This is a genomic window from Sphingomonas sp. CCH10-B3 (assembly GCF_001556185.1).
GTDB classification, from domain to species: domain Bacteria; phylum Pseudomonadota; class Alphaproteobacteria; order Sphingomonadales; family Sphingomonadaceae; genus Sphingomonas; species Sphingomonas aquatica.
This window is the reverse complement of sequence record NZ_LSIJ01000021.1, coordinates 99,954-124,828: the sequence shown is the minus strand read 5'-3', so window position 1 is coordinate 124,828 and position 24,875 is coordinate 99,954. Positions and strand designations below refer to the sequence as shown.

Annotated in this window: 23 protein-coding genes and 1 tRNA gene; 11 read left to right on the top strand and 13 right to left on the bottom strand. The window is 65.3% G+C overall.

Features of this window, described 5'->3' with window-relative positions; all coding sequences use genetic code 11:
* Positions 1 to 53 precede the first annotated feature (53 nt).
* The 7 genes from AX672_RS05255 (at position 54) to AX672_RS05225 (ending at position 9,464) form a co-directional block, all read left to right on the top strand.
* The gene (locus AX672_RS05255; protein WP_066649306.1) at positions 54 to 1,988 is read left to right on the top strand and encodes an asparagine synthetase B family protein; all 1,935 of its coding nucleotides are present in this window, start codon (positions 54 to 56) and stop codon (positions 1,986 to 1,988) included.
* Complete coding sequence (locus AX672_RS05250; protein WP_066649303.1) at positions 1,981 to 2,517, top strand: lasso peptide biosynthesis B2 protein; 537 nt, start codon at positions 1,981 to 1,983, stop codon at positions 2,515 to 2,517. Before AX672_RS05255 ends, AX672_RS05250 begins: the two co-directional genes overlap by 8 nt.
* A 10-nt stretch (positions 2,518 to 2,527) precedes the next feature.
* The gene (locus AX672_RS05245; protein ID WP_066649300.1) at positions 2,528 to 4,252 is read left to right on the top strand and encodes an ATP-binding cassette domain-containing protein; all 1,725 of its coding nucleotides are present in this window, start codon (positions 2,528 to 2,530) and stop codon (positions 4,250 to 4,252) included.
* 68 nt (positions 4,253 to 4,320) lie between these two features.
* Positions 4,321 to 6,342: a PAS domain-containing protein gene (locus tag AX672_RS05240; protein ID WP_066649298.1), complete on the top strand. Its 2,022-nt coding sequence runs from the start codon at positions 4,321 to 4,323 to the stop codon at positions 6,340 to 6,342.
* Positions 6,343 to 6,472: 130 nt separating this feature from the next.
* On the top strand, positions 6,473 to 7,381 hold the full coding sequence (locus AX672_RS05235) for an ATP-grasp domain-containing protein (protein WP_066649295.1): 909 nt from the start codon (positions 6,473 to 6,475) through the stop codon (positions 7,379 to 7,381).
* Complete coding sequence (locus AX672_RS05230) at positions 7,381 to 8,403, top strand: LLM class flavin-dependent oxidoreductase (protein WP_066649292.1); 1,023 nt, start codon at positions 7,381 to 7,383, stop codon at positions 8,401 to 8,403. Before AX672_RS05235 ends, AX672_RS05230 begins: the two co-directional genes overlap by 1 nt.
* A 140-nt stretch (positions 8,404 to 8,543) precedes the next feature.
* Entirely contained in the window at positions 8,544 to 9,464 is a 921-nt protein-coding gene (locus AX672_RS05225) for an AraC family transcriptional regulator (protein ID WP_202189242.1), read from the top strand.
* Positions 9,465 to 9,537: 73 nt separating this feature from the next.
* On the opposite strand, the gene AX672_RS05220 is transcribed toward AX672_RS05225, so the two are convergent.
* The 8 genes from AX672_RS05220 to AX672_RS05185 form a co-directional block, all read right to left on the bottom strand.
* Positions 9,538 to 10,311 carry a helix-turn-helix domain-containing protein gene (locus tag AX672_RS05220; RefSeq protein ID WP_066649288.1) on the bottom strand — a complete coding sequence of 258 codons (774 nt, stop codon included), beginning with the start codon at positions 10,309 to 10,311 and terminating at the stop codon, positions 9,538 to 9,540.
* A 307-nt stretch (positions 10,312 to 10,618) separates the two neighbouring features.
* Positions 10,619 to 11,524 (bottom strand): helix-turn-helix domain-containing protein, encoded by a 906-nt coding sequence (locus tag AX672_RS05215; RefSeq protein WP_066649282.1) that lies wholly within the window; start codon positions 11,522 to 11,524, stop codon positions 10,619 to 10,621.
* 173 nt (positions 11,525 to 11,697) lie between these two features.
* Positions 11,698 to 13,755: an NAD(+) synthase gene (locus AX672_RS05210; RefSeq protein ID WP_066649279.1), complete on the bottom strand. Its 2,058-nt coding sequence runs from the start codon at positions 13,753 to 13,755 to the stop codon at positions 11,698 to 11,700.
* A gap of 50 nt (positions 13,756 to 13,805) precedes the next feature.
* Positions 13,806 to 15,992 (bottom strand): penicillin acylase family protein, encoded by a 2,187-nt coding sequence (locus AX672_RS05205; RefSeq protein ID WP_372587571.1) that lies wholly within the window; start codon positions 15,990 to 15,992, stop codon positions 13,806 to 13,808.
* A gap of 41 nt (positions 15,993 to 16,033) precedes the next feature.
* Entirely contained in the window at positions 16,034 to 16,951 is a 918-nt protein-coding gene (locus tag AX672_RS05200; protein WP_082730387.1) for a division plane positioning ATPase MipZ, read from the bottom strand.
* A gap of 179 nt (positions 16,952 to 17,130) precedes the next feature.
* Complete coding sequence (locus tag AX672_RS05195) at positions 17,131 to 18,213, bottom strand: CaiB/BaiF CoA transferase family protein (protein ID WP_066649259.1); 1,083 nt, start codon at positions 18,211 to 18,213, stop codon at positions 17,131 to 17,133.
* 15 nt (positions 18,214 to 18,228) lie between these two features.
* Positions 18,229 to 19,215 (bottom strand): MlaA family lipoprotein, encoded by a 987-nt coding sequence (locus AX672_RS05190; RefSeq protein WP_066649256.1) that lies wholly within the window; start codon positions 19,213 to 19,215, stop codon positions 18,229 to 18,231.
* Positions 19,216 to 19,447: 232 nt separating this feature from the next.
* Positions 19,448 to 19,524, bottom strand: a tRNA-Arg gene (locus AX672_RS05185).
* Positions 19,525 to 19,603: 79 nt separating this feature from the next.
* Here AX672_RS05185 and AX672_RS05180 point away from each other — a divergent pair.
* Genes AX672_RS05180 through AX672_RS18505 form a run of 3 tightly spaced genes read left to right on the top strand, consistent with a single transcriptional unit; the run spans position 19,604 to position 20,646 of the window.
* Positions 19,604 to 20,335: a queuosine precursor transporter gene (locus tag AX672_RS05180; RefSeq protein ID WP_066649253.1), complete on the top strand. Its 732-nt coding sequence runs from the start codon at positions 19,604 to 19,606 to the stop codon at positions 20,333 to 20,335.
* Positions 20,332 to 20,475: a hypothetical protein gene (locus AX672_RS18510; RefSeq protein WP_168727339.1), complete on the top strand. Its 144-nt coding sequence runs from the start codon at positions 20,332 to 20,334 to the stop codon at positions 20,473 to 20,475. The genes AX672_RS05180 and AX672_RS18510 overlap by 4 nt, the downstream gene beginning before the upstream one ends.
* Positions 20,476 to 20,496: 21 nt before the next feature.
* Positions 20,497 to 20,646, top strand: a complete 150-nt coding sequence (locus AX672_RS18505) for a hypothetical protein (protein WP_168727338.1) — start codon at positions 20,497 to 20,499, stop codon at positions 20,644 to 20,646.
* Here the strand turns inward: AX672_RS18505 and purQ are convergent.
* Both purQ and purS read right to left on the bottom strand, forming a co-directional pair.
* Entirely contained in the window at positions 20,643 to 21,311 is a 669-nt protein-coding gene (gene purQ, locus AX672_RS05175; RefSeq protein ID WP_066649250.1) for a phosphoribosylformylglycinamidine synthase subunit PurQ, read from the bottom strand. The two genes, AX672_RS18505 and purQ, sit on opposite strands and share 4 nt — an antisense overlap.
* A complete protein-coding gene (gene purS, locus AX672_RS05170; protein WP_066649247.1) occupies positions 21,311 to 21,541 on the bottom strand; it encodes a phosphoribosylformylglycinamidine synthase subunit PurS in 231 nt (76 codons plus the stop codon). Before purS ends, purQ begins: the two co-directional genes overlap by 1 nt.
* A 144-nt stretch (positions 21,542 to 21,685) precedes the next feature.
* Here purS and AX672_RS18835 point away from each other — a divergent pair, with 144 nt between their 5' ends.
* Positions 21,686 to 21,835 (top strand): hypothetical protein, encoded by a 150-nt coding sequence (locus tag AX672_RS18835; RefSeq protein WP_202189241.1) that lies wholly within the window; start codon positions 21,686 to 21,688, stop codon positions 21,833 to 21,835.
* 18 nt (positions 21,836 to 21,853) lie between these two features.
* On the opposite strand, the gene purC is transcribed toward AX672_RS18835, so the two are convergent.
* The 3 genes from purC to AX672_RS05155 all read right to left on the bottom strand — a co-directional run bounded on the left by purC (position 21,854) and on the right by AX672_RS05155 (position 24,854).
* Positions 21,854 to 22,633, bottom strand: coding sequence for a phosphoribosylaminoimidazolesuccinocarboxamide synthase (gene purC, locus AX672_RS05165; RefSeq protein ID WP_066649244.1), 780 nt, complete (start codon positions 22,631 to 22,633; stop codon positions 21,854 to 21,856).
* Positions 22,634 to 22,755: 122 nt separating this feature from the next.
* Positions 22,756 to 23,970 (bottom strand): kynureninase, encoded by a 1,215-nt coding sequence (gene kynU / locus AX672_RS05160; protein WP_066649241.1) that lies wholly within the window; start codon positions 23,968 to 23,970, stop codon positions 22,756 to 22,758.
* Entirely contained in the window at positions 23,970 to 24,854 is an 885-nt protein-coding gene (locus AX672_RS05155; RefSeq protein ID WP_202189240.1) for an alpha/beta hydrolase, read from the bottom strand. Before AX672_RS05155 ends, kynU begins: the two co-directional genes overlap by 1 nt.
* Positions 24,855 to 24,875: the final 21 nt, after the last annotated feature.

The window sequence follows — 24,875 nt, the reverse complement described above, 5'->3', positions numbered from 1 at the left end:
TTGCAGCGGCGGCGGGCTGAATGATGCCGCGCACATAGGGGTGGCTTCAGGCAGTGAGCGCGATTGCGGGGCTTTGGCGGTTCGACGGTCGGGGTCATGTTGCGCGCGATCTCGCGCGAATGCTCGCGGCGCTAAAACTGTACGGCCCGCACGCAACCGGCGATTGGGCCGAGGGGCCGATCGCGCTGGGACGCTGCCTGTTCCGCATGTTGCCCGAGGATCGATACGACCGCCAACCGTTGCAGACGCCCGATGGCCGATTGACGCTAGTGGCCGATGTCCGGCTCGACAATCGCGAGGAATTGGCGGTCGCGCTGGGTCAGACCATCGGCAGCATCGGCAACCGCTGCGACGCGGCGCTGCTGCTCGATTGCCTCGTGCGTTGGGGGGAGCGTGCGGTTGACCGGCTGGTCGGCGATTTCGCATTCGCCTGCTGGGATGCGACTGCGCAGACATTGCTGCTGGCGCGCGACTATCGCGGCAACCGGCCGCTCTATTTCCATCGCGGCAATGGCATGATTGCGGTCGCGTCGATGGCAAAAGGGCTGCACGCGCTGCCCGAGGTGCCCTATGCCCCCGATCTCGAGACCAGCACTGATTTCCTGGTTCTGCTGCCGGCGGCCGAAACACCGAGTTTCTGGCAAGGGATCGAGCGCGTGCCGCCGGGGACGATTCTGTCGGTTACGCGCTCGGCAATTGCCGCGCGACGTTATTGGGAGCCCGCGCGCCCCGACCGTGCCGCACCGCCGCGCGATTACGTCGAAGGTGTCCGTCACCACCTCGATCAGGCGGTCGCTGCGCGCTTGCGGGGGGCGGGGGACGCCGTCGGCGCGCATCTGAGCGCGGGCTGGGACAGTGCGGCGGTGGCAGCGACGGCGGCCCGGCTCCGCGCGGGGACGGGATCGGTCGTGGCCTATACCTCGGTACCCGAACCCGAGCATGCGCCGATTGCCGATCGCGGGCGTTTCGGCGACGAAGGTCCGCTCGCCGCGCGGACTGCCGCGCTCTATCCCAATATCGAGCATGTGCTGATCCGCACCGGGCGGACATCGCCGCTGGCGACGCTCGACCGCGACTTTTTCCTGTTCGAGCAGCCGATGCTCAATCGATGCAACACGCCGTGGCTGTTGGGCATTCTGGAAGATGCGAAGCGGCGCGGCATCGGCGTCGTGCTGACCGGCGAAACGGGCAATATGTCGATCAGCTACGCGGGTCAGGAGTATCTGCCGCAGCTGTTGCGCGAAGGGCGGTTGATCGAACTCGCGCGGGTGAGCCTTGCGTTGGTGCGGGGGAAATCGATGCGCTGGCGCGGACTGTTGCCGCGGCTGCTGCTGCCCTACCTGCCAGCGTCGATCGGCGAGGCGATCCGCCAGCGCAAGTGGCTGCCCGATCATGATCCGCTCGCGCACAGTTCGATCGACCGCACGTTGTTCCGAGACTTGAAACTCGACCAACGGGCTAGGTCGCGCGGGCTCGATCTGTCGTACCGCCCGTGGGATGACGGTTTTGCGATGCGACTGTTCGTGCTCGGCCGCAATGATCCGGGCAATTACTACAAGGGTTATATCGGCGGTTGGGGCGTCGATCAGCGCGACCCGACCAGCGACCGGCGGCTGGTGGACTATATGCTGGCAGCGCCGATGGCCGAATATGTCGCAGGCGGGCAGTTTCGCAGCCTGCCGCGTCGCGCGCTTGCCGACCGGCTGCCCGCCGCTGTGCTCGACGAACCGCGCAAGGGACTGCAGGCGGCCGATTGGCATCTGGGGTTCGATGCCGCGCGCGAGTCGCTGCGTGACGAACTGGCGCGGATCGCTGCGTGCGCGCCTGCTGGCAAGCTGATCGATCTCAATCGCCTGACGGCGCTCGAGCGCGACTGGCCTACTGACGGATGGGGCAGCGATACCGTGTCGCGCGACTATCGAATGGCGTTGCTGCGCGGCGTCTCGGTCGGGCATTTCCTGCGCAAGGCGAGCCAGAGCAATGGCTGATCGCGGCATTGCTGGACGCACAGGCGGCACGGGCATAGCTTCGGCGGTCATGAAGCGCGCATCACTATGGCGCCGCGCACGAACGCTGCTCGCGGTCGGCGGAGCGCGTCAGCGGCTGGTCGCCGAAGCGGCCTTCGCGCTGCTGGTCGCGCGGATCGCGCTGCTGGTGGTGCCTTTTCCCCGGCTGGCGGCGCGCTGGGGCGTGTTGCTGCCGGTCGGCGATCCCGGCCTGACGCCGCCGGAAGCGTTGGACGCGGCGGCGGTGGAGACTGCGCAGGCGATCGGCTGGGCAGTCACCGCAACTGCGTCCGTTATGCCGTTCAAGGCCGTGTGCATGCAGCAGGCGGTTGCCGCACGCGCCATGCTGGCGCGGCGCGGGGTGGCGAGTGTCCTGCATTATGGCGCTGGTCGCGACGACAAGGGCGCGCTGGTTGCACATGCCTGGCTCGATGCGGCGGGTGTCAAGGTCACAGGCTATCCGATCGCGGCGGGCATTGCCGAAATCGGCGCCTTCGTGCCCCAGCCATGAAGCGCGCGTGATGGCGGGCAGGGCCGGATCGGCGCTGCGTTTTGCGCGCGACGCGGTGGGCTTTGCCGGCCGCGACGGCGCGGTGGCTGCGCTGATTTCGGTGATGACGTCGGTGGCGGAAGGCGCCGCGCTCGCGCTGGTTGCGCCCTTGCTGGCGTTGCTCGCCGGAGAAGTCGTGGCGAGCCCAACGCTCGCACGACTGTTCGCGACGCTCGGCGCCACCACGCCTTTTGCGCAACTGGTGCTGCTGCTTGCGCTGATCGGCGGGCTGTGGGTCGCGCGGGGGCTGCTGGCGTGGCATCGCGACACGCGTCTGGCGCTGCTGACGATGGCATTTGCCGAACAGCAGCGGCGGCTGGTCGTCACTCGCCTCGCGCAGGCACTCTGGGGGCAGGTCGCTTCGATGCAACACGCCCGGATCGTGCAGGCGCTGGGCGGCGATGTGACGCGGATCGCGCAGGCAACGCACATGCTGATCCAGATCGTCGTTGCATCGGTGATGCTTGTGGCGTTCGCGATCGTGGCGCTGCTGCTGGCGCCACTACTCGCGACGATCGCGCTCGGCCTGATTGCGCTGGTGGGCGCGGCCCTCGCGCTGCTGTTGCGTCGCACACAAGATATCGGCGCGCTGGCGGTGCGCGCCAATCTCGAACTGACCGAGGCATCGACGCGGTTTCTGGGCGGGTTGCGCGTCGCCGCCAGCCAGAATTTGCAGCCGAGCTTCGTCCAGCGCTTCGAAGCGGGGTTGTCGGCGCTGCGAGCACAACAGGTTCAGTATACTTACCAGCAGAACAGCGCGCGGCTGATGATTTCGGGCGCCGCCTTGGCGGTCGGGGCAATCATTGCGCTGGTCGGGCGCGGGTGGCTGGCAACGCCGCTGCCGCAACTCGGCGCGCTGATGCTGGTGCTGTCGCGGCTAGGTGGGCCGGTGTCGCAAATCCAGCAATCGCTGCAGCAACTGCTTTTCGCGTTGCCGGCCTATGCGCAGCTTGTTGAGGTGGCCGAGGAGCTGGTGCCCGTATCGCCCGCGACTGGTCCGTTGCCGGAAATCCCCGAGCGCGCGACCGTCGTGCTCGACGCGGTATATTTCGCGCACCCGGCGCGCAGTGGTGTCTCCGCCCAGCCGCCCGTGCTGGCCGGGGCGAGCCTGACGCTAGACCCGGGCGAAATGGTGGGGCTTACCGGCGCGTCGGGTGCGGGCAAATCGACGCTTGCTGATGTGCTGGTCGGGTTGCTGACACCGCAGGCGGGCGTCGTGCGGGTCGGCAAGCGAACGATTGCGGGCGATGCCGCGGCGGCATGGCGGGAGCGGATCGCCTATGCCGCGCAGGATCCCTATCTTTTCCACGCGAGCGTGCGAGAAAATCTGCTGTGGGGCGCGCGCACTGCCGACGAGGCATCACTATGGGCCGCGCTTGAGAAAGCCGCGGCTGCTGATCTGGTGCGCGCCCTGCCGCAAGGGCTGGAGACAATCGTCGGGGAGCGCGGCGCACTGCTGTCGGGGGGCGAGCGGCAGCGGCTGGCGCTGGCGCGGGCGTTGCTGCGCAGCGGGCAATTACTAATCCTCGACGAAGCAACGAGCGCGGTCGATATTGCAACGGAGGCGCGCATTTTCACGGCGCTGCGGGTCCAGGCGATACGCCCGGCGATGCTGGTGATTGCCCACCGCGCCGAAACCCTCGCCTATTGCGATCGGGTGGTCGCGCTGAAGGCGGGCACAATCGTACAAGCTTGATACGGATTAATGACAGCGTGGTGAGCAGCAGCTAGGCTTACGCGGCGCTGCCGCTCCCGGGGACCAGAGTGACGATCAACACTGCGCATGACCCGTTGCCACTCAAGCAGCAAGCTGATGCGGCTTCGTCGGACACGCCCGCTTTTTTGCGCGGCGGCGGCGCGCTCGGCGCGCTGATCCGCGCTCATGACTGGAGCGCCACCGCGCTCGGGCCGCCGGCCGGTTGGCCGCAAAGCCTGCGCCTCGTCGTGCGGCTGATGCTCGACACCCATCACCCGATGTTCATCTTCTGGGGGCCGGACAGCATCTGCCTCTATAACGACGGCTATAGCGCCTCGCTCGGCCCTGAATTGCACCCCGCGATGCTGGGCGCAACGGGCGCTGCGGCGTGGGCCGATATCTGGCCGGTGATCGGCCCCCAGATCCGGCAGGTGATGGCCGGGCAGGGGGCGACGTGGCATCAGGACCATCTGATCCCGATGCAGCGCCACGGTCGCCGGGACGAAGTCTATTGGACCTATAGCTATAGCCCGATTGACGATGAGACGGCGCCCGGCGGCATCGGCGGGGTGCTGGTGATCTGCACCGAGACCACCGCTCGCGTACAGGCCGAGCAGCGTCAGGCCTTCGTCGTCGCGTTGGTCGATGCGCTGCGCGACGCGCGCGATCCGGCCGCAGTTCTCGCCATTGCCTCTGCGATGCTGGGCGAGCGATTGGGGGTCGACAGCGTCGGTTTCATTGATGCCGACCTCGCCACCGACATGATTACGATCAAGCACGAATGGCACAGCCCCGCCGGGCCGACTGTTGCCGGGCGCCACCGCGTCATTCATTTCGGACCGGCGCTGACCCAGGAGTTGCGGAGCGGCAAGATCGTGGTCGTCGGCGATGTCGCGCATGAGGAACGGATTGTCGCGCCGGTGCGCACCGGCCTGGTCGCTGCGGGCGTCAGCGCGTTCGTCGTTGTGCCGCTGTGGCGCGACAATGCCCTGCGCAGCCTGATGTTCGTGGTCGCGGCGCAGCCCCGCCCGTGGAGCGACATCGAAGTTGGCCTGATCGCCGACGTTGCCGAACGTACCGCTGCCGCGCGAGCATCGGCACGTGCCAACCGGGCGTTGGCCGACAATGAGCGGTTGCTGCGCGCAATCGGCGAGAGTTCGGGCGAGCTGATCTTCGCCAAGGGCCGCGATCACCGCATGCTTTACGCCAATTCGGCGACATTGGCCGTCATCGGCAAACCCGCCGAGGCAGTGATCGGTCGCAGCGAGGCCGAATGGCACGATGACCCGGCCGAAGCCGCCACCATCATGGCCAATGACCGCGCGGTGATGGACGGTGGCGAGACCATGCCGGTGGAGGAGCAATTCACCAATGCTGACGGCGAAGTCCGGATCTTTCAGGGCACCAAAGCACCGATGCGCGATGCCGATGGCGTGATCGTCGGCGTGGTCGGCGTCACCCGCGACGTCACCGACCACAGCAATGCGCAGCGCCGCCTGCGGCTGATGATCGACGAGCTCAACCACCGGGTGAAGAACACGCTCGCGATCGTCCAGGGCATTGCCTACCAGACCTTTCGACAGGAAGGCATTGCGATTGAGGCACGGCGCGCGTTCGACCAGCGGCTCGCCGCGCTCGGCAAGGCGCATGGGCTGCTGACGCGCGAAAGCTGGGAGTCAGCCGATCTGGCGGCGGTGGCCGCCGAGGCCTGCGCGCCGCATCTCGACGGTGCTGACCGGATCACAATGAACGGCCCGTCGCTGCGGCTCGCGCCAAAGACGGCAGTGACAATCGCGATGGCGCTGCATGAGCTTTGCACCAACGCCGCCAAATATGGGGCGCTGTCGGTCGATTCGGGGCGCGTCGCGCTGACCTGGTCGATCGAACGCGGCGCACGCCATCGGCTGCATCTGCGCTGGCAGGAATCGGATGGCCCGCCAGTGGTCGCGCCGAACCGTCGGGGTTTTGGCTCGATGATGATCGAGCGCGCCCTGTCGACCGAATTGCAGGGCGATGTGCGGCTCGACTTCCTGCCCGAAGGGCTGTTGTGCACGATCGACGCGCCCTTGCCCGATCCCAATATCGCCTGATGGTGCCTCGCTGTCTTGCCCGCGTGCGATGATTGCGCGCGGGCGTGGCGCCGCATAGACTTGCGCCTACATCCCGCGCCACGGGATTGGAGCAAGCGCGGCCAAGCCCGCCGTCATCGAACTGGAAACCATGCACGATCTCGCGATTTTCTATGAACATCCGGCCTGGTTCGCCTCGCTGTTTGCAACGCTGGATGCCCGCGGGGTCGATTATGTCCGCATCGGGATCGAGGGGCACCGCTTTGATCCTGCCGGTTCGCCGCCGCCGGCGCGGGTGATCTTCAGCCGGCTCGCCATGTCGAGTTTCCTGCGCTCGCCCGATCATGCCATCTATTATGCCCATGCGCTGTTTGCGCATTGGGCGGGGCAGGGCGCGCGCGTCATCAACGGCGTCGATGTGCTCGCGGTCGATGCCAACAAGGCGCGGCAGCTGGCGCTGATGACCCGGCTCGGGCTCGCAGTGCCGTCGACGCGCGTGGTCCACCGCCCGGTCGATATCATCGCGGCCGCCGCCGAGCTGCGCTATCCGCTGGTCGTGAAAGCCAATGTCGGCGGATCGGGCGCGGGCATCATGCGCTATGACACGCCCGCCGAGCTGGCGGTTGCGGTTGCCGACAAGTTCCTGCCGAGCAGCATCGACGGGGTGCTGCTGGTGCAGGAATATGTGCCTGCCCGCGACGGCAAGATTACCCGCATCGAAACGCTCAACGGCAAATTTCTTTACGCGATCGATGTCGCGGGCGGCGGCGCGTTCGATCTTTGCCCCGCCGATGCCTGTGTCGCCGACGGCAAGCCGATCACGATGACACGCGTCGAGCCGGCACCTGCACTGGTCGACGCAGCCGAGCGGATCGCGGTGGCGGCGGGCCTTGATGTCGGCGGGGTCGAAGTAATGATTGATGATCGCGACGGCACGCCGCGCTTTTATGACATCAATGCGCTGTCCAACTTCGTGGCCAAGCCGCTCGACGTGCTGGGCTGGGACCCGCATGAAACGCTCGTCGACTATCTGGTCGCCGAAATCGAGCGAGGTAAGTGATGCGTTACGGTTACTGGATGCCCGTCTTTGGTGGTTGGCTGCGCAATGTGCCCGATGAGGGGATGGAGGCGAGCTGGGCCTATACCAAGCGGCTCGCGCAACGCTCCGAGGCGCTCGGTTATGACCTTTCGTTGATCGCCGAGCTCAACATGAACGACATCAAGGGCGTCGGCGCGCCGACGCTCGACGCCTGGTCGACGGCGGCGGCGCTGGCGGCGGTGACCGAGACGCTCGAATTGATGGTCGCGGTGCGCCCCAATTTCCACCAGCCCGCGCTGTTCGCGAAGGCAGCAGCAAATATCGACCAGATTTCAGGCGGGCGGCTCGCGCTCAACGTTGTGTCGTCGTGGTGGGCCGATGAAGCCAAGCGCTATGGCCTGCAGTTCGACCAGCACGACGACCGCTACGCGCGCACCGGCGAATGGCTGCAGATGGTCGAGGGACTGTGGTCGGAAGAGGAATTCGATTTCCAGGGCAAATTCTACAGCGCCGACAAGGCGATCTGCAGCCCCAAGCCGGTCAAGCATCCGACCATCTATGCCGGCGGCGAGAGCGAGGCGGCCAAGACGCTGATCGCGAACCAGTGCGATGCCTATGTCATGCACGGCGATCCGGTCGAAAGTATTGCGCCGAAGATCGCCGACATGGCCGCGCGCCGCGAGGCCGTTGGCAAGCCGCCGATGCAATATGGCATGGCCGCCTATGCGATCGTCCGCGACAGCGAGGCCGAGGCGCAGCGCGAACTCGCGCGGATCACCGAAGTGAGCGAGCTGCCGGCCGGATACGACAACTTCGACCAGTGGCTGTCGGGGACGCAGCTCGAGCGCGAGATGAAGATCCACGAATATTCGGTCTCCAACCGCGGCTTGCGCCCCAATCTGGTGGGCACGCCCGAGCAGTTGCGCGAGCGGATCGAGGCATATGAGGACGCGGGGCTCGACCTGCTGCTGCTCCAGATGAGCCCGCAGGCCGAGGAAATGGAGCGGTTTGCAGCACAGGTAATGCAGCGCGGCGGGCACTAACGTCCGCCGTCCGACGCCGCGCCATTTTCGCAATCTTGCGGCGAAATGACCACGGCACCGTTACGAACTCACGCATTGTGATAAGGTAATCTGCAACTGAAATGGCACGCAAAAGCACGCCAAATGTCGGGAGGGTCGAAATGTCAGGACCGCAGATGACAGCCTATCGCGCGCAGACGGGTTATGATCCGATCGATGCCGTTCGTTACGGGCGCGAAACCGTCATCGATCCCTTTCAACACCGCGACACTGACATCCTGATGTATCGCATGATTGGCAACGGCAATGCCGGTACGCTCACCGAAGCGGTGCGGGGGACCGGGGAGCCCGACCTTTTGTTTTTGTCGCCGGGGACGGGCAATCCCGCCTGCGGAAAGGTTGCTGGCTCGCCCTTCGTGATGGAACCGCATCGCAGGTTGCGGGCGACCTTCATCCCCCGCGATATCGATACATCGATCCAATTTACTGCGGCCGCGCGATCGACCAATTTGATGTTCCCGCACAGGTATCTCGAGCGGGTGCTCGCCGACGAGTACCACGGCGGCCTGATCCCCAAGCTGTTCATCGATGATGATCGGCTGTCCCGATTGATCCAGATGCTGGAAGCCGAGATTGCCGCACCAGGTTTTGTCTCGGCGATGATGATAGAGGGGCTGACCCGCGCCATTGCCTCGATTCTCGTCCAGGTTAATCATGAAAGGCTGACGTATGAAGCCGAGCGGATCTATCTGCCTGCCTGGAAGCTGCGCCGCGTCGACGATTATATCGAAGCCAATCTCGACAGGAATATCCGGCTTGGCGATCTCGCGGCGCTGACGGGTCTGTCAGTCTTCCATTTTTCGCGGGTATTCAAGCGCGCAACGGGATCGACGCCGTACCATTATGTGTCCGAGCGCCGCATTGCCTATAGCTGCAAGCTGCTTGCGGCGGGCGATCTCGACATGACCCACGTTGCCGCCGCGTGCGGCTTTGCCAACCAGTCGCACTTTACCAGCGCCTTCACCAAGGCGATGGGTATCTCGCCGGGACGCTATCGCCGCAATCTGCGCTTCTCGCATTGATGGTGAGCGTGACGCGGCGTCGGTGAAACGCGCAGCGGACAGCAAGATTTCGAAAAAATGGTGCCAATCGACGCTAGATCATCCGGTTCGGGCGCTTCATCCGCCGATAACGCGCAGGCGAGGTGCCGATGGCCTTGGTGAAGGCGCTGGTAAAGTGCGACTGGTTGGCAAAGCCGCAGCTCAGCGCGATCCCGGCAATGTCGAGCGTGTCTTCGACCAGCAGTTTACAGCCTCGCTCGATCCGACGATCGCGGACGAAGTGATAGGGGCTTGTCCCCGTCGCCTGTTTGAACACGCGCCCGAAGTGAAAGGGAGAAAGCTCCGCCTGGGCAGCGAGGTCGTTCAGGCGAATGTCGGCTGCCAGATGGCTGTCGATAAAATCGACAACGCGTCGCAACTTCCATGCGGGAAGGGCAATCCGGTCAGCCTCGGCAATGAGCGTCCCATGGTCGATCCGTAGCAGCCGAACGGCCAATGCGCGGCTGATGCCGTCGATCAGCATTGCCGATGCAAAGCCCGGCGCCGTGATCTCATGTTCGATCGTCTGGGCCAATTGGACGAGTTGATCATCGCATTGGAAAAGCAAAGGATCAAACTCGCGGCCACGATCGCCGTCGATCATCAGCTGCCCGAGATGGCCTCGTGCGAAATTAATCCCAAAGGTGCGGCCGGCCGGACTGTAGGTGATCTGACAATCGACTTTCTCGGGCAGAAAGGTAACGCGCGTTGCTCTTGAGGCCGGGACCTTGAACCGTGATCCGGCGATTTTTCCCGATGCCGCCATGCCAGACCCCCGCGTGACCATGATCGAGTCGGGGTAACGATCATCGCGCGCTGCTTCGCGCATTTCACTTCGCCGGTCAGCAAACGGAATATGGTAGAGCTCAGCGCTTGTTTCATGGTGATGGACGAACTGGATGCCGGGCACATTTGCTTCGGCAGCACCGCATGGACGGCTGCGGTGCATTGTTTCTTCCGTTGCGCCTGAATCAAGCTTGGTTGTTGCCATCGATCACGCGCCTCCCGTTGCGTCCGAGTCCGAAGCCACCAATTGCGACGATTATCGTCCGATTTCGCGTGCCCGCAATCCCCGTCTCCGATGCCCGATCAATGCCGACGCAAATTCCGAAAAGTCGCCACCGCGCCATCCGGGTTCATTGATCAGCCAAGCCGCGCCGATATCGATTGGGCGAAATTCCCATGGCTTTGCTGAACGCGACGGTGAAGTGCGACTGGTTGGAAAAGCCGCAAACAAGTGCGAGTTCGGCGATCGTCAGGTCCGACGTCGAAAGCAATTCGCGGCTGCGCTCGAGGCGGCGGTTGCGGACATATTGATAGGGGCTGATGCCCGTCGCACGCTTGAACACGCGCGAGAAGTGGAACGGCGACAAATGCACGACGGCAGCCAGGTCTTCGAGCCGGATGCGTTGGTCGAGATGCGCCTCGATATAGTCATACAGCCGCCGCAGCTTCCATGGCGGCAGATAAATATGGTCCGCTTCGCGTGCCAGAACAGCGGGATCGGTCCGCGTGAGCAGACTGGCGATTGCGCGGGTCAGACCCTCAACGAAGATCGAAGACGCAAAACCGGGAGCGGCGATTTCGCTGTCGAGCATCCGGATGAGCTGCGCCAGATGCTGGTCGTTGCTGAAGATGTGCGGATCAAGAGTGCTGCGCGGCAGTTCCGCGACAAGCCTGCCGAGATAGCCTTGTGGAAACATCAGGTTGATCGAATGCGCCGACACACCGAATGTCGCCGAGGAATCGGCACCATGCGGCACGAAGGTGGTGCGCAGCGACCGGTTGGGTGCCACCGTGAAGCGCTCGCCAGCGACGTTGCCGAATGCGGGAACGCCCGCCCCGCGCGACAGCAGCAGCAGGTCAGGACCGTCGGAAGTCCGGTCAGCGGTGGTCATCGCACCAGCAGCACCGTAATTGCGCATGCGGAAAAGCAGAACATTGGTGGCGGGATCGCAATAGGCCTCGACCACGGGTTCATTGCGAAAGCTGATCGCGTCGATGGCAGCATGGCCGGTGTGTGTGTGGCGGTCCGGTTGCACTCACCCCTCCTTGCTGACTCGCGCATGGTCACCACGATGGCCGACCCGCGACTCGACATGAAACACGTAGCGCCCGCTACGAATGTCTCAAACGTCGGGGGTCATTGCAATGGGGCGCCGGTGTCGCTCCGGATTCCGGCGCAAAAATTGAGAAAAACAGCAGCGCCGCGAAATCAGGACGGCAAGCCCGCCCGCAATTCTTCCAGCCACACCGTCGCGACGCCATCGCTGGGCGCGCGCCAGTCGCCGCGTGGGCTGAGCGCGCCGCCGCCCGACACTTTCGGGCCGTTGGGCAAGGCGGATCGCTTGAACTGGCTCGTCGTGAAGAAACGGAACAGGAATTCCTCGAGCCATTTGCGGATCGTCGGCAGGTCATAGCTGTGGCGCGCGGTCAGCGGGAAGCCGCGTGGCCAGCGGCCGCTCTCGACATCGCGCCACGCGTGCAGCGCGAGGAACGCGATCTTCGAGGGCGGCAGACCCTGGCGGATCGTATAGTGCAGGAAAAAGTCGTGCAGCTCATAGGGGCCGATCCGGTCCTGCGTGCTCTGGATCGCGCCGTTCGCATCAGCGGGTACCAGTTCGGGCGAGATTTCGGTCGCCAAAATCGCTTCGAGCACGCGGTCGGTCTCGGTGTCCCAGAAGTCGGTCGCGATCGTCCAACGGATCAGATACTGGATCAGCGTCTTGGGCACGCCCGCGTTGACCCCGTAATGGCTCATGTGATCGCCGACGCCGTAAGTGCACCAGCCGAGCGCAAGTTCGCTCAGGTCGCCGGTGCCGACCACAAGCCCATTGTGCTGATTGGCGAGGCGAAACAGGTAATCGGTGCGTAGCCCTGCCTGCACATTCTCAAAGGTGACGTCGTAGATTTTCTCGCCCTGCGCGAAGGGATGGTCGATGTCGGCGAGCATCTGCTGCGCGGCGGGGCGGATGTCGATCTCGTCGCCCGCGACGCCGAGCGCGCGCATCAGCGCCCAGGCATTCTCGCGCGTGGCATTGCTCGTCGCGAAGCCCGGCATCGTGTAGCCGAGGACATGATCACGCGGGATTTTCATCCGGTCGACGGCCTTGACCGCGACGATCAGCGCATGTGTCGAATCGAGCCCGCCCGAAATGCCGATCACCAGCCGTTCGGTGCGCGATGCCTCCATCCGCTTCATTAACCCTTCGACCTGAATGTTGAAGGCTTCGTAGCAATCGGCATCGAGCCGCTCGGGCGTGTTGGGGACGAAGGGGAAGCGGCGCAGCTCGCGCTGCAGGCCGACATCGGCGAAGTCGGGTCCGTGCTCGAAAGCGATGCGGCGGAACTCATATTCGGGATCGCCCGCCAGCCGCGCGGCATCGTTGAAGGTGCCGTTGCGCATCCGCTCGATCCGCAGCCGCGCGACGTCGATATCGGCGACGATCGTGTCGGCCTCGCAGCGGAAGCGCTGCGACTCCTTCAGCAGATCGCCATTTTCGTAGATCAGGCTTTGCCCGTCCCAAGCGAGATCGGTGGTACTTTCGCCCGGGCCGGAGGCGGAGAAAACATAGGCGCAGATCGCGCGTGACGACTGCGCCGAGGCGAGCATCGCGCGGTCGCGCGCCTTGCCGATCAGGATCGGCGAGGCCGACAGGTTGCAGCAGATATAGGCGCCGGCCAGCGCGCCGTTGGTCGAAGGTGGGGTAGGGGACCAGAAATCCTCGCAGATTTCGGCATGGAAGATGAAATGCGGCAAGTCGCTGGCGGCGAAGATCAGATCGGTGCCGAACGGCACGCGCTGGCCCGCGAGGTCGATTTCCATGCCGGTCAGCCCGGCGCCGCTCGCGAACCAGCGCTTTTCGTAGAATTCGCGGTAATTGGGCAGAAAGGTCTTGGGCACGACGCCAAGGATACGCCCGCGCGCAATTGCCACCGCGCAATTGTAGAGCCGACCGTTGCGCGGGATTGCGGCACCCACGACCATGACCGTGCGCAGCTTGGCAGTAGCGCTGGCGAGCCGCGTGATCGCCGCTTCGGTCGCACTGTGCTGCGCCGCTTGCATGTGCAAGTCGTCGATCGCGTAGGACGACAGATTGAGCTCGGGGAAGACGATCAGGTCGACGGCGTTCGCTGCCGCTTTCTTTACCAGTTCGATGGCCGCTTCTGCGTTGGCGGCAGGATCGCCGACGGTCGCGCGCGGCGTGGTCGCAGCGACGCGCACCATTTCATGCGCGTGGATCGAATAAAAATGGTGCGGGCGTTTGGGCATGGCCCTCGCAATAAGCCGCTTTCCCCGACAAGGCCAGTGAGCGTCCCGGCTTAGCGGCCGGGGTGGTACTGCCGCTCGACATGGCCGGTCAGCTCGCTCGGCCAGAAATAGACCGGGCGTAGCGCGCCGGTGGCGTAGCGCGTTGCCTGATCGTTGAAATGCTTCGACGCCGGATCGCCGCTTTCGCCGCCTGCCGTCACGGCAATGGCGCGGACCTGTGGGCCGAATTCGACCACCGCGACGAAGCTGTTGCCGCCAGTGCCGTAATAGCGCTTGGTGCCCGGATAAGCGCGCGCGCCGAACGACGCGAGCGAGCCCCATTGCGCCGAGGCGAAACCGACCGGTGTGCTCGGCTTGACGTCATCGAATTTCTGGACGATCGCCGCGTCGTTGCGCTGGAAGCGGTTGATGTCGCCCCACGGTACTTCGGTCGAACCGAAATCGGCCGTCAGCCGGTCGACCGCGATTTCGAGCGCCTTCAGCTTGCGCGCCGGTGAAGCGGCTTCCATCGCGCGGTAATGCGCTAGCCCGACCGTTTCGAGCTCAAGGTCGCGGATCGTCTCGCCCCACAGCGCCTCGCCCCAGAAAATCGCCAGCGACGTCGCGACCGAATCGGCCGCCCAGCGGCGATCCCAGCCCTTCAGCAGCGCGACCGGGCGTGCGAGCTTGGTCTTTTGCGCGCCCTCCGGCAGCGCTTCCCACGCGGTGACAAGGCCGGGGATCAGCGGGTCGAAAGCATTGAGATGCGAATCGAAGGCAAGCGCGCGCAATCCCTCGACGGTCAGGTCGCGCGCCGGGGTGAGCAGCGCGGTTGCGTGCAGGCCGCGCGGATTCTCACCCGCTGTATCCATATAGCGAGGAAAAGCACTCGCCTTCGGACTATCGGGCCCTGCCGCTGACCATGGCCAGTCATTGGTGTTCATCACCCAGCCGGTGTTGGGCGCAACGGCGGCGGGCAGCTCGCTTAGCGTGTGCAGCCCTTGCCAGTCGGTTGCGGGGTCGCTGCCGTCGACCGGTTTGCGATAATCGAAGCGGTCGTTGCGCTTGGGCACGAATTGCGGGTGGAGATAGGCAATCACGCCCTTGTCGTCGGCGAACAGCGTGTTGTTCGAACTATTCGCGCGCCGCTCGGCGACCTTCAGAAATTCGGCGAGCGTCGTGGCCTTGGTGCGCAGGAAGCTCTGTTCGAGCGCGGCCATCGGCTTGTTCATCAGCGCAAAGGCAATCCACTTGTCCCCGGCGCTGCGCGTGATCGGGCCGTGGTGCGTTGCGTAGGTCGTAAAGCGGCGGGTGCCGAGCGTGCCGTCCGCCAGCCGGTACGACAGCGTGATCGGTCGGACCTTTACGGGGCGCAAATCACGGCCATAGCGGTAGAAGCGCTTGCCGGCCTGTTCGACGATCGTCTCGGCGAATTCGTCGACCGAATCGACGCCGCTCGACGTGTGCATCCAGCCGGCATGGGCATTGAAGCCCTGATAGATGAAGAACTGGCCCCAGGTGGCGGCGCCATAGACGTTCAGCCCCTGATCGCTCGTCACTTGCTGTTCGGAGCGGAAGAAGAAGCTAGTGTGCGGATTGATCAGCAACAGCGCATGGCCATCCTTGGTCCGCGGCGGCGCGATGGCGATACCGTTCGATCCCTGCGGCTCGCGATAGGCGCGCGGATCGGGATCGGCCATCGCCAGTTGCTTGCCACCGTAAAAGGCCGCGAGCTGGCGCAGGCTGACGTCTTCGATGTCGCCGCCGATCGACCCTTCGGAAAAGGCGAGCGCCATCCACGGCTCGAAATGTTTGATGACGCGCGGGCGCACAGTCGGGTGGGTGAACAGATAATAATTCAGCCCATCGGCCCAACTGCGCATCAGCGCCTGCAGCCAGGCGGGGCTGTCGGCAAACTGCTGGCGCAGGGTCGCCGGGTCGATGTAGAGCCGCTGGCGCAGATCCTGCCACAGCGCCATTTCGCCCTCAGCCTCCGCGAGCCGACCGAGCGCGACCAGATAGTTGGTCTCGACGCGATTGAAGTCGTCTTCGGCCTGCGCGTACATCATCGCGAAGACGGCGTCGGCATCGGTCTTGCCGTGGACATGGGCAATGCCCCAGTCGTCGCGCTTGATCATGGTTCGCTGCGCGGTTGCCGCCCAGCGCGCCCGCTCAACAGTGTCGGTCTGGGCCAGGGCAGGAACGGGGGCAGCAGCCGCAAAGGCGAGCGCGGCGAGCGTGAGGGAACGCATGTTCATGGCCACGGAGCCTAACGGCGTCACCCGGTGGCGGCAACCGGTCAGGCGCGGCGTTCGCCGAAGCGGCGGACGAACAGCGGCGTTTCGGGCAGCCGCAGATCCTCCATGAATCCGGTCAGCTCGTCACGCGCGGCGCCGCGAAGGCGGCCGATCCCCCGGATAAATTTCAGGTCGAGATGGGTGAGGCCGAGCAGGAACAGTTCGCGATAAGCGACGCGCTCCGCGAGCCCGCGGCCAACGCGGAAATCACATGCCGACGCCAGTTCCTCGAGCGCATTTTCGAAGCGCTGGTCATTCTGGCTGCCTGCCTGACGCATGCGATTGGGCATCACCACCCAGTTGAGCGGGCGCATCCCGACATTCGCGCGCGCGTCGCGCAGCGCATTGACGAGCGCGGCGAAGCACCCGGCCGCTTCGAGCTTCGAATAATCGGCGCGAAACCGGCCGAGCAGATCGAGATCGACGAACGAGCCGTTGATCGGCGTCACCAGCGTATCGGCGAGCGCGATCGCCCGGCGGGCAATCGGCGAATCATGGCCAGCCGCATCGATGACGATGAAATCGCTGTCCCAGCCGATCCGCGCCAATTCCTGACACAGCTGCGCGCCATTCTGCTGCCGCAAGACGCCTGCGACCGGCATCGGCAGCGCGACGCCAAGGCTGCGCGCGGTTGCTTCGCGATTAGTGAGCGAGCGCGCGAGCGTCTGCTGGCGATAGTCGAGGTCGAAACCGGTCACACGGTAGCCCGCGCCAGCAAGCGCCGCGCAGGCATGGAGCGCCAGCGTCGATTTGCCGACGCCGCCCTTTTCATTCGCGAAAACGATGATGTGCCCAGCGGTCCGGGGCCGCGACGCGACATCGCGGACGACCAGAGCCGGATCTTCCTCATAGACATCGTTGAGGGCCGACACTGCTGCAGGACGAAGCCGCCCGACACTCAAGGCCAGTTCAGTGCCCATCACTCACGCCCCCGTCCCGACCGGGGCCCCGCGCTCCCGAGTCGGTAAAGGCAAAGCTAACCAAAAACGCAGGCGGCGTCCTGTCATTTCGGCAGAAAAACGACCCACGACTCGCGCTTTTGGCCCAATCTGGGCCGCGCAGGCGCCGCCACCGGGGTTCCAGGCAGGGTCGGTTGGGACTAGCGCGCCGGTCGCGCCAGCGCGGCGGTGTCGGCCCCGACTTCGGGTGCGGCGGTCGGGTAGGGCGCGGGCGTTGCCGAAAAGCGCGGCGCCGGGGCGGGCTGAGTCGCACCGCCGACCGAAATGAAGGTTTCGCGCATGGCATTGTGCGGATGCAGCGGCGCCTCGCGCATCGCCAGCACGGGCGCAAAGCAGATGTCGGTTGCTTCCATGATCGCGCACCATTCGTCACGGGTCCGGCCGGCGAAAATCGCGGCGAGCTTGGCCTTTTGCGCGGGCCAAAGGGCGCGATCATGCTGGCGGTCGAAATCGGGATCGCGCTCGATCCCGAGCGCCGCGCGCAGCAATGCGTAGAATTGCGGCTCGATCGAACCGATGGCGACGAACTTGCCGTCAGCGCAGGCATAGCTGTCGTAAAAGGGGGCCGCGCTGTCGAGCATGTTCGCGCCGGTCTCGTCGCGGTTCAGGCCGGATTCGAGGAAATGCCAGCTCATCCCCGCGAGCAGCGCCGAGCCGTCAGTCATTGCCGCGTCGATCACCTGACCGGGTGCGCCATTCTTAACCGCGAGCAGCGCCGCGACCATCCCGAACGCCAGCAACATGCCGCCGCCGCCAAAATCGCCGACATAATTGACCGGCGGCACCGGTCGTTCGCCGGCGCGCCCGATGGTATGCAGCACGCCCGACAGCGCGATGTAATTGATGTCGTGCCCCGCAGCCTGTGCATAGGGGCCGGCCTGGCCCCAGCCGGTCATGCGCCCGAACACCAGCTTCGGATTGTCGCCGAGCAGCAGGTCGGGGCCAAGGCCGAGCCGCTCCATCACGCCCGGGCGGAACCCTTCGATCAGGCCATCGGCGCTGCGGCAAAGCTCGCGCGCGGCGGCGACACCTTCGGGCGACTTCATGTCGATCACGACCGAGCGGCGGTTGCGCGACAGTGCGTCACGTGGATCGAGCCGCGCGCCGGGGCGGTCGATTCGGATCACTTCGGCGCCGTGATCGCCGAGCATCATCCCGCAAAAGGGGGCAGGGCCGATGCCGGCAAATTCGATGATCCTGATGCCCGATAATGCGCCCGGCATGTCCGCTCTCCCCGGTTATTTCGGGCTAGGGATGGCGGGTGCGGGGGCCGGGATCAAGGGTGGCGGGCTGGCCGGGGCTTCGGCAGAGGGCGGCCGCGTGAAGGTGGTACGCGGCATCGAGCGAATCGGCGTGTGCGGGCGACCGCGCAAATCGTCGATCTCGTCCTGCCGCATTTGCAGGTAAAGGTCGCGCCGCTGCGAATAGAGATCCTTGTCGCTGCTGCGCATCCGCCGCAGTTCCTCGTCGAAATAGGCGCGGTGGTCGAGCGTGCGGGCGATGCTGGTCGGCAGCGTGAACGCAGGCCGGTTGAACGGCGACCCGACGGCGAACGGCAGCAGCGCCTGATCGGCAATCGATCCGAAAATGTCGCGCACCGTCGTTGGCCCGACGATCGGCAGGAACAGATAGGCGCCGGGCTTCACGCCGTAGAAGCCGAGGGTGTCGGCAAAACCGTTGGGGCGGCGCGGCAGGCGGAACGGCTTGCGCTTGGCGATGTCGAACAGCCCGCCGATGCCGATGGTGGTGTTGACGAAGAAGCGCGCAAAGGTCTCGGCCGCCTTGCCGATCTTGTGCTGGAGGATGAAATTCACGAACACGCGCGGCTCGTGAAGATTGAATAGGAAATTGCCGAGCCCGTCGCGCACTGGCGTCGGCACGATCTTGGCAAAGGTCAGCGCGACCGGGCCGACGACGGCCTTGTCGACGGCCTGCGTTACCGCGAACGACGTGGCGTTGAGCTTTTCGAGCGGGTCACCGGGCGTGCGCTGACGCACGGTGACCATCACTTCCATCGCTTCGTGCTCGGCGTTCTCGCCTACTTCGCGCGACTGAGCCGTTGCATCAAGCGGGGCGGGCGCGGGTCCAGTTGCGGGTGCGGGTGCTGCCTTGCGGTCCTGCTCGGCCTGCGCGATCAGTTCGGCGGGAAGGTCGAGCGCAATCCCGCCATTGTTGATCGGCGCCCCGGCCAGCAGCATCGCGCTGGTCATGCCGGCAAGGCTCATGACACCCTCCCGGCGCCGTGGCGCGAGGCGGTGGTGGTAATGCCAGCGGCAACGCGAACAACGATCGCGTGGGTCAACACGACACGAAAGCAGATGGCACTACATTTCCCCCTGCGGCGTTCACGAATCCGGCCCCCCCAGGCCGCGCGCACTGCCGAAACGCCGCTCTTTGCCGAGTTCTTGAGGAAGATCAACGATTCGCGTTCGATTATCGCGCGGGCTGGTGCGATTTTGGCGCGCCCGGCAGGACTCGAACCTGCAACTCCAAGCTTAGAAGGCTCGTGCTCTATCCAGTTGAACTACGGGCGCGCGCGGCATGCCTGTTAGCCGGAATTGCGTGGTCGGGAAACGCCGTTAAAGCTGCTGACACCGGAATGTGGGGGCTGACATGGACGTGAAATCGGTTTCGGCACGTGAACTGGGGCGCGAGCCGTTCCGATATTTCGATTTCGTGATGGCAGCGTTCGTCGCGATCATCCTGTTGTCCAACGTGATCGGCGCAGGCAAGGTCGCGCAGATCTGGCTGCCGGGGATCGGATACTGGCCGTTCGGCGCGGGCATCCTGTTCTTCCCGATCTCCTATGTGATCGGTGACGTGCTGACCGAAGTCTATGGCTATGGCCGCGCACGCCGGGTGATCTGGGCGGGGACGGTCGCGGTGCTGTTCATGGCGTTCATGTCGTTCGTGGTGGTCGCGTTGCCACCCGCGCCCGACTGGAAGAACCAGGCCGCCTATGAGACGATTTTCGGCCAGGTGCCGCGTATCGTGTTCGCGTCGGTTCTGGCTTTCTGGGCGGGCGAATTCGTCAATTCCTACGTCCTTGCCCGGATGAAGCTGTGGACCGGCGGCAAACAGTTGTGGAGCCGCACGATCGGCTCGACCGTAGCGGGGCAGGCGGTCGACAGCCTGATCTTCTACCCGCTCGCCTTCTGGGGCGCCGAAGGCTGGACCAATGCGCTGGTGCTGCAAGTACTGGTGACGCAGTGGGTGCTGAAGGTCAGCTGGGAAGTGCTGCTGACGCCGTTCACCTATCTGGTCGTCAATTTCCTCAAGCGCCGCGAAGGCGTCGATGTGTTCGACGACCGGACCAATTTCACCCCCTTCCGGGCCGATGTGTGAGCTGGCTCCAGTCCAGCAAACTGTGGCTGATCGGCCAGACGCATCTCGCCAAGGATGCTTTGCACATCTACGTCGCGCTGGGGCTGTTCTTCGGGTCAGCGCTGCTGTTCGGGTCGAAGCTTTCGAGCTGGAAGCCCTAGAGCGTCGTACTCGCCGCGGCATTGCTGGGCGAAGCGTGGGATATCCGCGACCGTATCGCCAGCGGCATGCCGCTCGACCTGTGGGGCGACTGGCACGACATCTGGAACACGATGTTCTGGCCGAGCGTAATCCTGCTGCTCGCCCGGCGGACGCGGTTGTTTGGACGTTAGGCGCCCACCGTCTCCAGCAGCCCTTCGAACAGTCGCCGCCCGTCGTCGCCGCCATGCGCCGCTTCGATGCGGCGCTCGGGGTGGGGCATCATGCCGAGCACATTGCCGCTCGCGTTGAGCACCCCGGCAATCTGTCGCGCCGAGCCATTGACGCGCTCGCCATAGCGGAAAGCGACGCGGCCCTCGCCTTCGATCCGATCGAGCGTGTCGGCGTCGGCGGTGTAATTGCCGTCGTGGTGCGCGACCGGCACGATGATGCGTTCGCCCGCAGCATAGCGGCTCGTGAAGGCGCTTTGGGCATTCTCGACCGTCAGCGCGACGTCGCGGCACACAAAATCGAGGCCTTCGTTGCGCATCAGCGCGCCGGGCAGCAGGCCGATTTCGGTGAGCACCTGAAAGCCGTTGCACACGCCGAGCACCGGCACGCCGCCCTCCGCCGCCGCGACGATCGCAGGAATGATCGCCGATCGCGCGGCAATCGCGCCGCAGCGGAGATAATCGCCATAGGAAAAGCCGCCCGGCAGCGCGATCAGGCCGGTACCGTCGGGCAGGGCGGTTTCGCCGTGCCACACCATCGCGGGCCTGGTGCCGGTGACGGCTTCAAGCGCCACCGCCATGTCGCGGTCGCAGTTGGAGCCGGGAAAGACGATGACGGCAGTGCGCATCAGCCGCGCTCCACCCGGTAGTTTTCGATGACCGTATTGGCGAGCAGCTTGCGGCACATCTCGTCGATGGCAGCATCGCTGGTGTCGTCGGCAACGTCGAGCTCGAACAGCTTGCCCGCGCGGACATCGTTGACGCCGTCGAAGCCCAGGCCGCCAAGCGCCTTGTGGATCGCGCGCCCCTGCGGGTCGAGCACGCCGGGCTTGAGTGTCACCACGATCCGCAATTTCATGGATTACTCCTTGTTAACGCTCGCCTGCTATGCCGGGGCGCCCGGTTCGCCGCAACCTTCATCACTTGTTTACTCCTCGGGCACACAGTGGCGTCGGGGCATTGCCGAAGTGCGATGCCGTGTCGTCAGCAAGGGGTGAGTAACATGGCCGGGTTGGCAATGGTGATGTTCATTGCGCTGTTCGCCTTTGGCGGTGAATATTTCGGCTGGGGCGACAGCGGCGGCAAGGTCCAGCTTGCGCTGTTTTGCTGCTTCATTTTCGGCATCATCTGCGGGCTGAAGGTCAAGGGCTGAGCCGATCAGCGGCGCGGGTTATTTGCCGCGCCGCTTGCGATGGCTTTCGAGGTCGAGAACGGCGTTCTCGGCGCCTTCGGGCAGGAGGCCGAGGCGACGCGCGACTTCCTGATAGGCCTCGACTTCGCCGCCCAGATCGCGCCGGAAACGGTCCTTGTCGAGCTTTTCGCCCGACTCCATGTCCCACAACCGGCAACCATCGGGGCTGATCTCGTCGGCGAGGATGATCCGCGAATAGTCATTGTCCCAGATGCGGCCGAATTCGAGCTTGAAGTCGATCAGGCGAATGCCAATTCCGGCGAACAGTCCGCACAGGAAATCATTCACCCGGATCGCCAGATCGGCGATGTCGTGCATTTCTTCCTGGCTTGCCCAGCCGAAGGCGGCGATATGTTCGTCGGTGATCATCGGATCGCCGAGCGCATCGTCCTTGTAGAAATACTCGATGATCGTGCGCGGCAGTTGCGTGCCTTCCTCGATCCCCAGCCGCTTCGACAGCGAGCCCGCCGCGACGTTGCGGACGACGACTTCGATCGGCACGATCTCGACCTGGCGAATGAGTTGCTCACGCATGTTGAGGCGGCGGATGAAGTGCGTCGGCACGCCGATCAGCGCGAGCAACGTGAAGATATGCTCCGAAATCCGGTTGTTGAGCACACCCTTACCGCTGATCGTGCCCTTTTTTTGGGCGTTGAACGCGGTCGCATCATCCTTGAAATATTGGATCAGCGTGCCTGGTTCGGGACCTTCATAGAGGATTTTGGCCTTGCCTTCGTAGATTTGGCGGCGGCGAGCCATCGGCGGGGTCTTTCACAAATAACGTGCCCCGGCCGCGCGATCGACAGGCAACGCGCAAGAGCCGGGGCGGGAACGAGGCCTATACCGGATGCCGGGCCCGCGCGCAACGCGCGAGCGGGGGCTCAGGTGACGGCGTGGCGCGCGGCGAACTGCGGATCGCGATAGGCGTGCGACGCGAGCAGATCGGCAAGGATTTCGCCCGCGCGGACGACACCCTCAAAGCCGAGATAGAGCGGCGTCAGCCCAAGCCGCAGCACATCGGGCGCGCGGAAATCGCCGATCACGCCGTGCGCGATCAAGGCCTGGCAGAGCGGATAGGCATGGGCGTGGCGGAAGGAAATGTGCGAGCCGCGCGCGGCCGGATCGCGCGGGGACACGCAGTCAAGGCCGAGCGCGTCGCCGATCGCCGCGAACGTATCGAACAGCGCCGCGCTCTTGGCGGCGATCAGCGCCGGGTCGGCTTCGAGCATCAGGTCGACGCCGATCTCGAGCGCCGCCATCGCCAGCATCGGTGGCGTGCCTGCCAGCCAGCGCTTGATGCCCGGCGCGGGAGCATAGCCATCGGCGAAGTCGAAGGGCGCGGCATGGCCCATCCAGCCCGAAATCGGGTTGGCGAGGGCGGCTTGGTGGCGCTCGGCCACGAACAGATAGGCCGGCGCGCCGGGGCCGCCGTTCAGATATTTATAGCCGCAGCCGACAGCGAGATCGGCCCCGGCGCCGTTGAGGTCGACCGCGACTGCCCCGGCGCTATGGCTCAGGTCCCACAGCGCCAGCGCGCCGGCTTCGTGCGCGCGCGCGGTCCATGCAGCCATGTCGAAGCGCTCGGCGGTCTTGTAATGGACATGCGTAAGCATGAGCAGCGCGACGCTCTCGTCGAGCGCTTCGGCGATCTGGTCGCGGGGGACGACACGCAGGCTCGCGCCCGGGATGCCTGCCACCACGCCTTCGGCGATATGCAGATCGGTCGGGAAATTCCCCGCCTCGCTCAGGATGACGCGGCGATCGGGATTGGCGCGCAGCGCCGCCGTCAGCAGTTTGAACAGATTAACCGAAGTCGAATCCGCGACCGCCACTTCGCCGGGCGCGGCGCCGATCAGCCGGGCGATCTTGTCGCCGATGCGCAAGGGCGCCTCGATCCAGCCTTCGTTCCAGCTGCGGATCAGCCGTTCGCCCCATTGGCGCTTGGTGAGATCGGCGACGGCGGCCTCGGTGGCGCGGGGCAGCGCTCCCAGCGAATTGCCGTCGAGATAGATCACGCCTTCGGGCAGCACGAACCGATCGCGAAATCCGCGCAACGGATCGGCGGCGTCGCGCGCGCGGGCTTCGTCGAGCGTCATCACTTGCCGAACGCCGCGTCGATCAGCTTCACCGTCTGTGCCCAGGCCGCGCTCTCGGGCGCAATCAACTCGACATGGCCGGTCTGGTCGATCCGGTGCAGCGCCACGCGGTCGCCCTTGGCGCGGGCCTGCGACTCATAGCCGGTGCCGAGCCGCATCGGGATGATCCGGTCATTCTCGCCATTGACCAGGTCCTGCGGCACGCCGAGCGGCAGCAGGCGCGGAACCGAGGTGTCGGCGAAGACATCGGCGTGCGTGGGCGAGGGGGCGCCCGTCAGCCGCGCGACGACGTCGGTGCCGCAGCCATTGTCGGGGCTGGCAGCGGTCGCTTCGAGATCGGGCAGGCCGCCGAGGCTGACGACATGCGCGATCGGCAGCGGCTTGGGCGAGTACAGCGCGCTCCCCTTCGCCAGCCGCGCCCGCCCCGCCAGCCACAGCGCGAGATGCCCGCCCGCTGAATGGCCGACCGCAACCACCTTGCCGAGGTCGAGCTGATAGCGCGCGGCATAGTCGCGCAGCGCATCGGCAGCGGCGGCGGCATCGGCGAAAGTCCCCGGATAGCCGCCACCGGGGCGATCGACGCCGCGATAATCGATGTTCCACACGGCATAGCCGCGCCTGCGCAGATCGTCGGCGATCCAGTTCATCAAGCTGCGATCGGCGATCTCGGTCTGCCAGCAGCCGCCATGCACCATCAGCACGGTGCGATGCTTGCCGGGCGCCTTGGGCAACCAGAGGTCGACCTTCTGGTAAGGGTCAGGGCCATAGCCGATCGTCGCATCGGGCGTCGGGCGAGCGCGACCGGTCAGGTCGGGCCAGGTCAGGAGTTTGGAGTCGGCCATCGCGGTCAGCACCAGCAGCAGGGCGAGGAGAAAGGGTCGCATCGCGCGACCCTATCCATTCGC

Coding starts and splice junctions, on each gene's coding strand:
- AX672_RS18835 (WP_202189241.1), top strand. CDS start 21,686: ATGGCCGGGTTGGCAATGGTGATGTTCATTGCGCTGTTCGCCTTTGGC.
- kynU (WP_066649241.1), bottom strand. CDS start 23,970: ATGACGCTCGACGAAGCCCGCGCGCGCGACGCCGCCGATCCGTTGCGC.
- AX672_RS05180 (WP_066649253.1), top strand. CDS start 19,604: ATGGACGTGAAATCGGTTTCGGCACGTGAACTGGGGCGCGAGCCGTTC.
- AX672_RS05190 (WP_066649256.1), bottom strand. CDS start 19,215: ATGAGCCTTGCCGGCATGACCAGCGCGATGCTGCTGGCCGGGGCGCCG.
- purS (WP_066649247.1), bottom strand. CDS start 21,541: ATGAAATTGCGGATCGTGGTGACACTCAAGCCCGGCGTGCTCGACCCG.
- AX672_RS05205 (WP_372587571.1), bottom strand. CDS start 15,992: ATGAACATGCGTTCCCTCACGCTCGCCGCGCTCGCCTTTGCGGCTGCT.
- AX672_RS05250 (WP_066649303.1), top strand. CDS start 1,981: ATGGCTGATCGCGGCATTGCTGGACGCACAGGCGGCACGGGCATAGCT.
- AX672_RS05245 (WP_066649300.1), top strand. CDS start 2,528: ATGGCGGGCAGGGCCGGATCGGCGCTGCGTTTTGCGCGCGACGCGGTG.
- AX672_RS05155 (WP_202189240.1), bottom strand. CDS start 24,854: ATGCGACCCTTTCTCCTCGCCCTGCTGCTGGTGCTGACCGCGATGGCC.
- purC (WP_066649244.1), bottom strand. CDS start 22,633: ATGGCTCGCCGCCGCCAAATCTACGAAGGCAAGGCCAAAATCCTCTAT.
- AX672_RS05235 (WP_066649295.1), top strand. CDS start 6,473: ATGCACGATCTCGCGATTTTCTATGAACATCCGGCCTGGTTCGCCTCG.
- purQ (WP_066649250.1), bottom strand. CDS start 21,311: ATGCGCACTGCCGTCATCGTCTTTCCCGGCTCCAACTGCGACCGCGAC.
- AX672_RS05225 (WP_202189242.1), top strand. CDS start 8,544: ATGTCAGGACCGCAGATGACAGCCTATCGCGCGCAGACGGGTTATGAT.
- AX672_RS05230 (WP_066649292.1), top strand. CDS start 7,381: ATGCGTTACGGTTACTGGATGCCCGTCTTTGGTGGTTGGCTGCGCAAT.
- AX672_RS05210 (WP_066649279.1), bottom strand. CDS start 13,755: ATGCCCAAACGCCCGCACCATTTTTATTCGATCCACGCGCATGAAATG.
- AX672_RS05220 (WP_066649288.1), bottom strand. CDS start 10,311: ATGCGCGAAGCAGCGCGCGATGATCGTTACCCCGACTCGATCATGGTC.
- AX672_RS05195 (WP_066649259.1), bottom strand. CDS start 18,213: ATGCCGGGCGCATTATCGGGCATCAGGATCATCGAATTTGCCGGCATC.
- AX672_RS05200 (WP_082730387.1), bottom strand. CDS start 16,951: ATGGGCACTGAACTGGCCTTGAGTGTCGGGCGGCTTCGTCCTGCAGCA.